General features: G+C 56.6%; 8 protein-coding genes. 6 read left to right on the forward strand and 2 right to left on the reverse strand.

Features of this window, described 5'->3' with window-relative positions; genetic code table 11:
- The 5 genes from ABYM29_RS13185 to ABYM29_RS13205 form a co-directional block, all read left to right on the forward strand.
- Nucleotides 1–2,076: biotin/lipoyl-containing protein (locus ABYM29_RS13185; protein ID WP_372865237.1), on the forward strand; the 2,076-nt coding region annotated here is incomplete at its 5' end.
- A 90-nt stretch (nt 2,077–2,166) separates the two neighbouring features.
- On the forward strand, nt 2,167–2,577 hold the full coding sequence (gene mce, locus ABYM29_RS13190; protein ID WP_372865238.1) for a methylmalonyl-CoA epimerase: 411 nt from the start codon (nt 2,167–2,169) through the stop codon (nt 2,575–2,577).
- Between the two features lie 65 nt (nt 2,578–2,642).
- Entirely contained in the window at nt 2,643–4,802 is a 2,160-nt protein-coding gene (gene scpA / locus ABYM29_RS13195; protein ID WP_372865239.1) for a methylmalonyl-CoA mutase, read from the forward strand.
- A gap of 78 nt (nt 4,803–4,880) precedes the next feature.
- Nucleotides 4,881–5,846: a methylmalonyl Co-A mutase-associated GTPase MeaB gene (gene meaB / locus ABYM29_RS13200; protein ID WP_372865240.1), complete on the forward strand. Its 966-nt coding sequence runs from the start codon at nt 4,881–4,883 to the stop codon at nt 5,844–5,846.
- Between the two features lie 6 nt (nt 5,847–5,852).
- The gene (locus tag ABYM29_RS13205; RefSeq protein ID WP_372865241.1) at nt 5,853–6,308 is read left to right on the forward strand and encodes a YiiD C-terminal domain-containing protein; all 456 of its coding nucleotides are present in this window, start codon (nt 5,853–5,855) and stop codon (nt 6,306–6,308) included.
- 8 nt (nt 6,309–6,316) lie between these two features.
- On the opposite strand, the gene ABYM29_RS13210 is transcribed toward ABYM29_RS13205, so the two are convergent.
- A complete protein-coding gene (locus ABYM29_RS13210) occupies nt 6,317–7,474 on the reverse strand; it encodes a patatin-like phospholipase family protein (RefSeq protein WP_372865242.1) in 1,158 nt (385 codons plus the stop codon).
- Between the two features lie 11 nt (nt 7,475–7,485).
- Complete coding sequence (locus ABYM29_RS13215) at nt 7,486–8,304, reverse strand: pyruvate, water dikinase regulatory protein (RefSeq protein WP_372865243.1); 819 nt, start codon at nt 8,302–8,304, stop codon at nt 7,486–7,488.
- Between the two features lie 131 nt (nt 8,305–8,435).
- Between ABYM29_RS13215 and ABYM29_RS13220 the strand changes: the two genes are divergently transcribed.
- Nucleotides 8,436–9,287: PEP/pyruvate-binding domain-containing protein (locus tag ABYM29_RS13220; RefSeq protein WP_372865244.1), on the forward strand; the 852-nt coding region annotated here is incomplete at its 3' end.

Below are 9,287 nucleotides of genomic sequence, written 5' to 3' on the forward strand. Positions count from 1 at the left end.
AATAATCGCTTCCGCTTGAAAGCCATTGCCGGTGGCGGTGGTAAAGGCCAGCGCATCCTGCAATCGGCCAACTCCTATGACGGCGCCACGCTGGAAGAAAAGGTCGAGAAAGCCGCAGCCAATGTACCGTCCTTGGTGTTGGAGTGCTTGATCGAGCTGAAAACCAACGGCGTGGGGGACAACAAAAACGTCCTGATCGAGATGAATATCGACACCACCCGTCACCAGGAAATTCAGGTGGTGGGCAACGGCGACTGGTGCATGACCATGGGCGGTCGCGACTGCTCACTGCAGATGCACGAGCAAAAGCTGTTGGAGGTTTCGGTCACAGAAGAAGAACTGGAAGCTGCGATCGCGGTTGCCGAGGCTGCCGGCAGTGCGGCTGAGGCCGAGCAGCTGAAGAAGGATCTGGTGATTCTTCAGCGTATGGAGCACGAAGGCGCGGTATTTGGTGAGGCGGTAAAACTGGATTCGGTGGGCACCTTCGAGTGTATCGTCGACGGTGAATCTCACTACTTTATGGAGATGAACACCCGTATCCAGGTTGAGCACCGCGTAACCGAGCTGTGCTACAAGCTCAAGTTTACTAACCCCGACAACCCGGCTGATTATTTCATTGCCGAGAGCCTGGTTGAGGTGATGGTACTGATTGCCCGTCACGGCAAGGCACTGCCCAAGCCCGAGCGCCTGCTGCGCGAAAAAACCTCGGTTGAGGCGCGGATGAACGCCACTAACCAGGCTCTGCAGCCCCACGCCGGCGGTATTATCGAGAATTGGTCCAACGCCATTCCCGGTGAAATTCGCGATGACCAGGGTATCTCTACCCATAACCCCGACACCGATGTGTTCATGAAGTACCACCTGGCCGGGGCCTACGACTCAAATATTGCGCTGTTGCTGACCACCGGTGAAACCCGTATGGACAGCTACCGGCGCATGGCGGAGATTCTGCGTTGCACCGAACTGCGCGGTAAAGACCTGGCGACCAATCTCGAATTTCACTATGGCCTGGTGCACTGGTTTATCGGCAATGGCATCAATGCTCGCCCCAGCACGCGCTTTATCGTTCCCTACCTGACGTTGGTGGGCTTGCTGAAAGAGCAGGCCAATCAGCTGGATTTGGATTACGCCTACGGTGTGATTCGTCAGCGCTATATGGAAAAGGACAGCGAACAAGCGGCGCAATGGGCTGCGGTACTGGACGCCAAGAAATTGCTGTTCACTCGCCCCCTGGAGCGGTTGTTTGCTGAGCCTCACTATATGTCGGGCTGGTTGAGCATTAACAAGCAGGCGCTGCGCGTTAGCGGCGGTGAAGTGCAGTGGTTAGAAAATCCCATTGTGCTGCTCGATCGCCTCTACCATTACTTGAATATGGATTTTGAAGCAGGTAAACCGGCCCGCTACATGATCTGGGACCACGATCACGAGATTCTGTCGGCGGCCGTGGCTTTCTACCAGTCACTGGAGTCGCGAGTAAACGTTAGTGACTTCCCGGCATTGCAGGCACTGCTGTCTACTAGCGAGGCGCCCGAGGGCTTTAATGCGGCGGAATGGGCTGCAGTGCGCAGCGCCCACAGCGGCTATATGGCGGGTACGGAGTTGCTGGCGGTGTTGGCGCATATCGCTGATAGCACCGGTTTCTTCGAATTGGCAGTGCAGCCAGACTTGAGCATTGATATCCCCGAGCGCCTTACCGAAGAAGCGCTGCAGAAACGTATGGCCAAAGTGTTGGTGCCGCCGCCGGTGGCGAAATCCGACGAGATCCTGGCCGCCAGCGGCGGTATGTTCTACCCGCGCGAAGCGCCAGGTATGGACGTATTTATCAACGAGGGCGATCATTTCGAAGCCGGTGACACACTGTATATTGTTGAAGTCATGAAAATGTTCAACAAGGTGGTCGCACCATTTGCCGGGACTATCGAAAAAGTTCTGGTGGAAGGCGACGGGGTGATTATCAAGAAAGGTCAGCCCCTGTTTAAGATTAACCCTGACGAGAAAATTGAAGTGGTCACGCCGGAGCAGATCGCTGCTGAGCGTCGTGCGAAAACCGACAATTTTCTCAAGGCTATCGCCTAAAGTGCGAAACGCTGCAGCCGTCGACGGCACCTAAGGGTGTCGGCGATGGCTATCCCTGCGGCTCTCGCCAGCGTTCATTTGGAGTAGACCATGATTACCGCCCTAGATCATATCGCCATCGCCGTGCCCGATCTCGATAAGGCCATTAAGCGCTTTATGGAAGATTTCGGCCTGACCTTCGAAGGCACTGAAGATGTGGAAAGCGCTAAGACTTCTACCGCATTCTTTCCGCTGCCACCGACCAGTATCGAGCTGGTACACCCGCTCAATGGCGAAGGCCCAATTGCCAAATTCCTGGAAAAAAAGCCGGGTGGCATTCACCATCTGTGTTTCCGCAGTGATGACATCGACGCCGATGTCGCGCGCCTTAAGGCGAAGGGCTATCAGTTTTTGTCCGATGCGCCGTCGCCCGGTGCCCATGGCTGCCAAGTTATCTTTATCCACCCCAAATCCTGCGATGGCGTACTGATTGAAATTAGCCAGCCCGCCGCCGACCACTAAATCCATGTTGCGCTAGCTGCCCTCAGAGGCGGCGTCGCAGCGACTACACTGACAGGTATACGCATATGGCCGATTACAAAGCCCCTGAGGTTTCTCTGGACGAGTGGCAAAGTCTTGCCAATAAATCGCTGGAGCGCAGCAACAAGTCTCTTGATGACCTGGTTTGGAACACCCCTGAAGGCATCGATGTAAAGCCCCTGTACACCGCAGAAGACATCGCCGATCTGCCATATACCAATACCTTCCCAGGCCTCGAACCCTTTATTCGCGGGCCGCAGCCGACCATGTATGCCGGTCGCCCTTGGACGATTCGCCAATACGCCGGTTTCTCGACCGCGGAAGAATCCAATGCCTTCTATCGCAAGGCGCTGGCCGCCGGTGGTCAAGGTGTGTCCGTCGCATTTGACCTGGCAACGCACCGCGGCTACGACTCGGATCACCCGCGGGTGACCGGCGATGTCGGCAAGGCCGGTGTGGCCATCGATTCGGTGGAAGATATGAAGGTGCTGTTCGACGGCATTCCACTGGACAAGGTGTCAGTGTCGATGACCATGAACGGCGCGGTACTGCCGGTACTGGCGGGCTATATTGTCGCAGCCGAAGAGCAGGGCGTGGGCCAAGACCAGCTGTCGGGCACCATTCAGAACGATATTCTGAAAGAGTTTATGGTGCGTAACACCTATATCTACCCGCCGGCACCGTCGATGAAAATCATTGGCGATATTATTGCCTATGCTTCGGAAAACATGCCGAAGTTCAATACCATTTCGATCTCCGGCTACCATATTCAGGAAGCGGGTGCCGATGCGGCCCTGGAACTGGCCTATACCCTGGCTGACGGTAAGGAATATATCCGCACCGCAATTGCCGCCGGCCTGGATATCGACAAGTTCGCCGGCCGCCTGTCCTTCTTCTGGGGCATCGGCATGAACTTCTATATGGAAATTGCCAAGATGCGTGCCGCTCGCCTGTTGTGGGCGCGTATTGTGTCGGAGTTCGAGCCGAAAAATCCGCGCTCGAAGATGCTGCGTACCCACAGCCAGACCTCGGGCTGGTCGCTGACCGAGCAGGATCCCTACAACAATATTGTGCGCACCACGATTGAAGCGATGGCGGCGGTATTTGGCGGCACCCAGTCGCTGCACACCAATGCGCTGGATGAGGCCATCGCGCTGCCGACACAGTTTTCCTCGCGCATCGCCCGCAACACTCAGCTGATTATTCAGGAAGAAACGGGTATCACCAAGGTGGCTGATCCCTGGGGCGGCTCCTATATGATGGAATCGCTGACCAAGGATATTGCCGATCGCGCCTGGGAATTGATTCAGGAAGTCGAAGAGAAGGGCGGTATGGCTAAGGCCATCGAAACCGGCATGCCGAAACTGCGCATCGAAGAGTCAGCGGCGCGCAAGCAGGCGCGCATCGACCGCGGTGAAGATGTGATTGTCGGGGTGAACAAATACACCCTGGCCGAAGAAGACGATGTCGAAGTGCTGGATATCGACAACGAAAAAGTGCGTCAGTCTCAGGTCGAGGCCTTGGCCCGCATTCGCGCAGAGCGCGATGAAAAAGCCGTTGAAGATGCCTTGGAAGCGATCTATCAGTGCGCACTGACCGGCGAAGGCAACCTGTTGGATTTGGCCGTCAAAGCCACGCGCCTGCGCGCCACAGTGGGCGAAATCAGCTATGCCATGGAACGCGAGTTTGGTCGCTTTAACGCCCAGGCACAAACGGTGTCCGGCGTGTATGGCAGCGCCTACCAGGACGATGAAAACTGGCAGGGGATCAGCAGCGATATCGAGCAGTTTGTTGAAAAACACGGCCGCCGCCCACGTATGCTGGTCTGCAAAATGGGTCAGGACGGTCACGACCGCGGCGCCAAAGTGATTGCTACGGCCTTTGCCGATGTCGGTTTCGATATCGACTTGTCGCCGATGTTCTCAACGCCGGAAGAGGTCGCCAAGCAGGCGGTGGAAAACGACGTGCATGTGGTCGGTGTCTCCTCTCAGGCAGCCGGTCACAAGACCCTGGTGCCACAGCTGATCGAGGAACTGAAAAAAGCCGGCGCCGACGATATTATCGTGGTCGCCGGGGGCGTGATTCCGCGCCCGGATTATGACTTCCTCTACAACGCTGGCGTAAAGGGCATTTTTGGTCCCGGCACCAAGATCCCACTGGCTGCACGCGGTGTACTAGACGCCATTAACGAAGCCTACAAGGGCTGATTCAGGGAGTGTGAAGCGGGAGGCGGTAGCGCGGTTTAGCCGCTGCGACCGCCTCCCGTTTTAGTATTGGCAAAGTCTATGAGTATCGATATTGAGGCACTGAAAAGCGGTAACTCGCGCGCGCTGGCCAAGGCGATTACCCTGGTCGAGAGCAAGAAACTGGAGCACCGCGCCCAGGCCCAGCAATTGCTGGAGGCGGTATTGCCGCAGACCGGCAACAGCATCCGCATTGGTATTACCGGAATTCCCGGGGTGGGTAAGTCCACCTTCATTGAGGCCTTTGGCCTGTATCTGGTGTCGCAGGGCAAGCGTGTGGCGGTATTGGCCGTCGACCCAAGCTCGCCGATTGCCGGCGGCTCGCTCCTCGGCGATAAGACCCGCATGGAGCTGCTGTCGCGCAGCAGTGAGGCCTTTATTCGGCCATCGCCCTCGGAGGGCTCGCTGGGCGGCGTGGCATTGAAAACCCGCGAGACAATGCTGCTCTGTGAAGCCGCCGGCTACGACGTGATACTGGTAGAAACCGTCGGTGTGGGCCAGTCGGAATACGAAGTCGCCAGCATGGTCGATTTTTTCATGGTGCTGATGCTGCCCAATGCCGGCGATGAACTGCAGGGGATTAAGAAAGGCATTATGGAGCTGGCCGATGCGCTGGTGATCAACAAGGCCGACGGCGAGAGTATTAATCTGGCTACCCAGACCCGGCGTCACTATCAGAGCGCTTTGCATTTGCTGCGCCACAGCAGTTTTTGGACGCCGCAGGTAATGACCTGCTCAGCCATTAAAAACGAAAATATCGAAGCGGTGTGGGGGATGATCAGCGATTTCCAGCTCGATGCCCGCAAAAATGGCGCCTTGATGGAGAAACGGGCGCGCCAGGCCCGGGAGTGGATGAACAAGCTGCTCCACGAAATGCTGGACATCAAGCTCAAAGAAAACCCGGCGATTAAAGCGCTGCTGCCCGAGCTGAACCAGAAAGTCACCGAGGGGCAGACCACGCCCTTTTTGGCGGCGCAAACGCTGATTAAATTGTTGTTTGAGGAATAGGCGGCAATGCCCGATAGCGTCAGTCACAAACTCAGCGAGTTTATTGCACAATACCTGCCCACAGCGCGGCATATGCAGTTGTCGGTGGCGGACTACGACGGCGGCTCGCTAACCCTACATGCGCCGCTGGCGCCAAGTATCAACGACAAGCAAACCGCCTTCGGCGGCAGCCTCTATGTGGTTGCCGTAATGGCCTGCTGGGGAGCGGTGTATTTGCGCTGTGTGGAGCAGGGTTTGGACCCGGATATCGTCGTGGCCAAGGCCGAGATCGAATATCTGCGGCCGGTGGCAGAGGATATTGTTGCGCGCTCCAAACCCACTGACGAGGCAGCTTGGGCGCAGTTTTTCGAGGCGTTTAGTCAGCGTGGCCGCGGCAAGATTGAATTGCACTCCGAGGTGGTCGTCGGCGGCCAGGTTGCGGCGCGTTTTAAAGGGCTATACGCCATCGTCGGCGTTAAATAACGCTTGGGTCAATGATATAAGAAGGCGCGCAGTTCCTGTTCTTGGCTCAGTCCATCCCGGTACCCCAGATCGATCAGTTTGGCGCAAAACTCATCGGTAAACAGCAGGTAACTGGCAATGTTGACATTGCCGCCGCGGTTACTTCCGGTGCGCCCCATAAAGGTACGGAGGCTGCGCGGTAGCTCTTTAATATGGTCGTCGGCAATACTATCGATGTCTTCGCTAGGACTGATGACTAAACATTCCACCGGCAGCAATTCGCGCCCCATTGACTGCAGGTTTTCGTCGGGGATCAGTGCCAGTAGCTCGTTCACCCTCTCTAAACGCTCGATATCTGTTTCGATGCTGTCGATAAATGCGCTGTTGAGCAGTTGACCAATTATTTGGCCGAAGGCGGGCGACTGAATGGCTTTCGGGGTATGAGGGTAGACACGTTTGTGGCCACTGGCGGGGATCACCAGCACCCGGTTGGCCCCCAAATGAATGGCAGGGCTGATCGGCGTCAGTTGTCGCAGCGCACCATCACCATAGTAGTAGCGACCCACTTTGACCGGCGGAAAAATCGTCGGAATCGCGGTGGATGCCATCAGGTGCTGAAGCTGGATCGGCGTGGCCAACCCCTGCCGCCGCCAGCGCTGCCAGCCGGCGTGTTGAGGGCCGCCTTGGAAAAAGGTTTCAGACAGGCCCTCGGTATAGTTCATGGCCGTCAGCGACAGGGCGTCGAGATCGCCATTGAGGATATTCAAGCCAATGGATTCAAAGCGGATATGGCGCTGTAACAGTTCGCGAAGAGGGCTATTGTCTAGCAGTGCAACAGGCCGTCCGGTGGCCACGCCGGCATTAAACAGTGATAGGCCCAGGCGCAGGGCGTTGCGGATGACGGCGAAAATATCGGCGCGGTAAATGCGCTCCGTGGCCAGGCTTGCCCACATCATTTCCATGTTTTTTACTGTGCCGTTAAAGTGGTGGGCACCGGCGGCCAACTGGGTCGCATTTATCGCCCCTGCCGACGTTCCGGCAAGGATAGGAAAGGGGTTGCAGCGGCGCTCGCCGTGAATCTTCGCAATGGCTTTTAGCACCCCAACCTGATAGGCCGCACGGGCGCCGCCGCCTGGCAGTATCAGTCCGGTATTGGCGTGGCTGTCAGAGGTGTCGGGGCAGGGCATATACACAGATCCTACGAACGCTGGCCACGCAGGCCGGTTTCTACGAGCACGCGAGTAGCAATTTCTTCTACCGAGGCATGGGTGGTATTGAGATAGGGAATACCAAAACGGCTGAATAAAGCCTCGGCATCGCGCACTTCATCTTCGCAGCGCCGCAAACTGGCGTAGGGGCTGTCTGGACGGCGCTCGCTGCGGATCGCCGCCAGCCTGGCCGGTTCAATGGTTAAGCCAAACAGTCGCTCGCGAAATTCGGCGAGTGGTTTGGGGAGGCGCCGCTCTTCCAGGTCTTCCTCGGTTAACGGATAGTTGGCAACAAAAATACCTGCCTGCATCGCCAGATACAGGCAGGTCGGGGTTTTACCACTGCGCGACACCCCGATTAGGATAACCTGTGCCTGATCGTAGCGATTGATGCGGGCGCCGTCATCATTGTCCAGGGCAAAGTTCACCGCGTCGATGCGGTGCTTATAGCGGGCGTCGCGGTCGGCATTCTGTACCCGACCCACCGTGCTGGAGGGCTTTGCCCCCAGGGCGGTCTCCAGCTGACTGAGGAAGGTATCCAGGACGTCGATAATAAAGCCCTGACTCGTGGCGATGACCGCACGAATTTCCTGGTTGACAAGGGTGTCGAAGATAATCGGTTGGTAGCCGCTCTGTTCGGCTTTTTGGTCAATTTTATCAACTACGGCACGCGCCTTCTCTACGGAGTCCACGTAGGGCACCACCACGTGATCAAATTCCAATTGCTCAAATTGAGATAAAAGACTGCTGCCGAGCGTCTCGGCGGTAATGCCGGTGCTGTCTGAAATATAGAATACAGTTCTCATCATGTAGTTTTTTTACCAAACGCTGCGATGTTTTCGACGGGAATTTCCAGAATAGCTGTTTTAGTATGCGTTCGTCGCTTTTTTTTCCGCTTAATCGCTATGCGACAAAAGCATAGCAATAAGAGAGGTATTGTATGACTGATTACGTGATTTGGTTCAGAGACTTAGGCATGAACGATGTCGAGCGCGTCGGGGGCAAAAACGCCTCTCTGGGCGAAATGATCAGCCAGCTCTCCAGTGCCGGTGTGTCGGTGCCCGATGGCTTTGCTACCACCGCCCAAGCCTATCGTGACTTCCTCGACCAGAGCGGCCTCAATCAACGCATTCAGGATATGCTAAAAGACCTGGATATCGACGATGTGAAAAAATTGGCTCAGGTGGGCAAGCAGATTCGCCAAGCTATTGTCGATACGCCCTTTCCGGCGCCGCTAAATGAGGCGATTAGCACGGCCTACGCCAAAATGATTGACGGCAATCCAGCAATGGCCTGCGCGGTGCGCTCATCGGCGACCGCTGAAGACCTGCCCGATGCCTCGTTTGCCGGCCAGCAGGAAACCTTCCTCAATATTAACGGCCTCGACAATATTATGATTGCCATCAAAGAGGTCTTCGCCTCTTTGTACAACGACCGCGCCATTGCCTACCGGGTTCACCAGGGCTTTGAGCACGCCGACGTGGCCTTGTCTGCCGGTATTCAGCGCATGGTGCGCTCTGAAACTGGCGCTGCCGGCGTCATGTTTAGCATGGACACCGAGTCGGGTTTTGACGGCGTGGTCTTTATCACCGCCAGCTACGGCCTCGGCGAAACCGTGGTGCAGGGCGCGGTGAACCCCGACGAATTTTATGTTCACAAAGCGACGCTGGAGAAAAACCGCCACGCCGTGCTGCGCCGCAACCTGGGCAGCAAGTTGATCAAAATGGTCTACGGTAGCGAGGCCTCAGCCGGCAAGTCAGTGGAAACGGTTGAGGTGCCCGAAGACGATCGC

Origin of the sequence: Spongiibacter sp. (assembly GCF_041602295.1) — a bacterium.
Taxonomy (GTDB): Bacteria; Pseudomonadota; Gammaproteobacteria; order Pseudomonadales; family Spongiibacteraceae; genus Spongiibacter.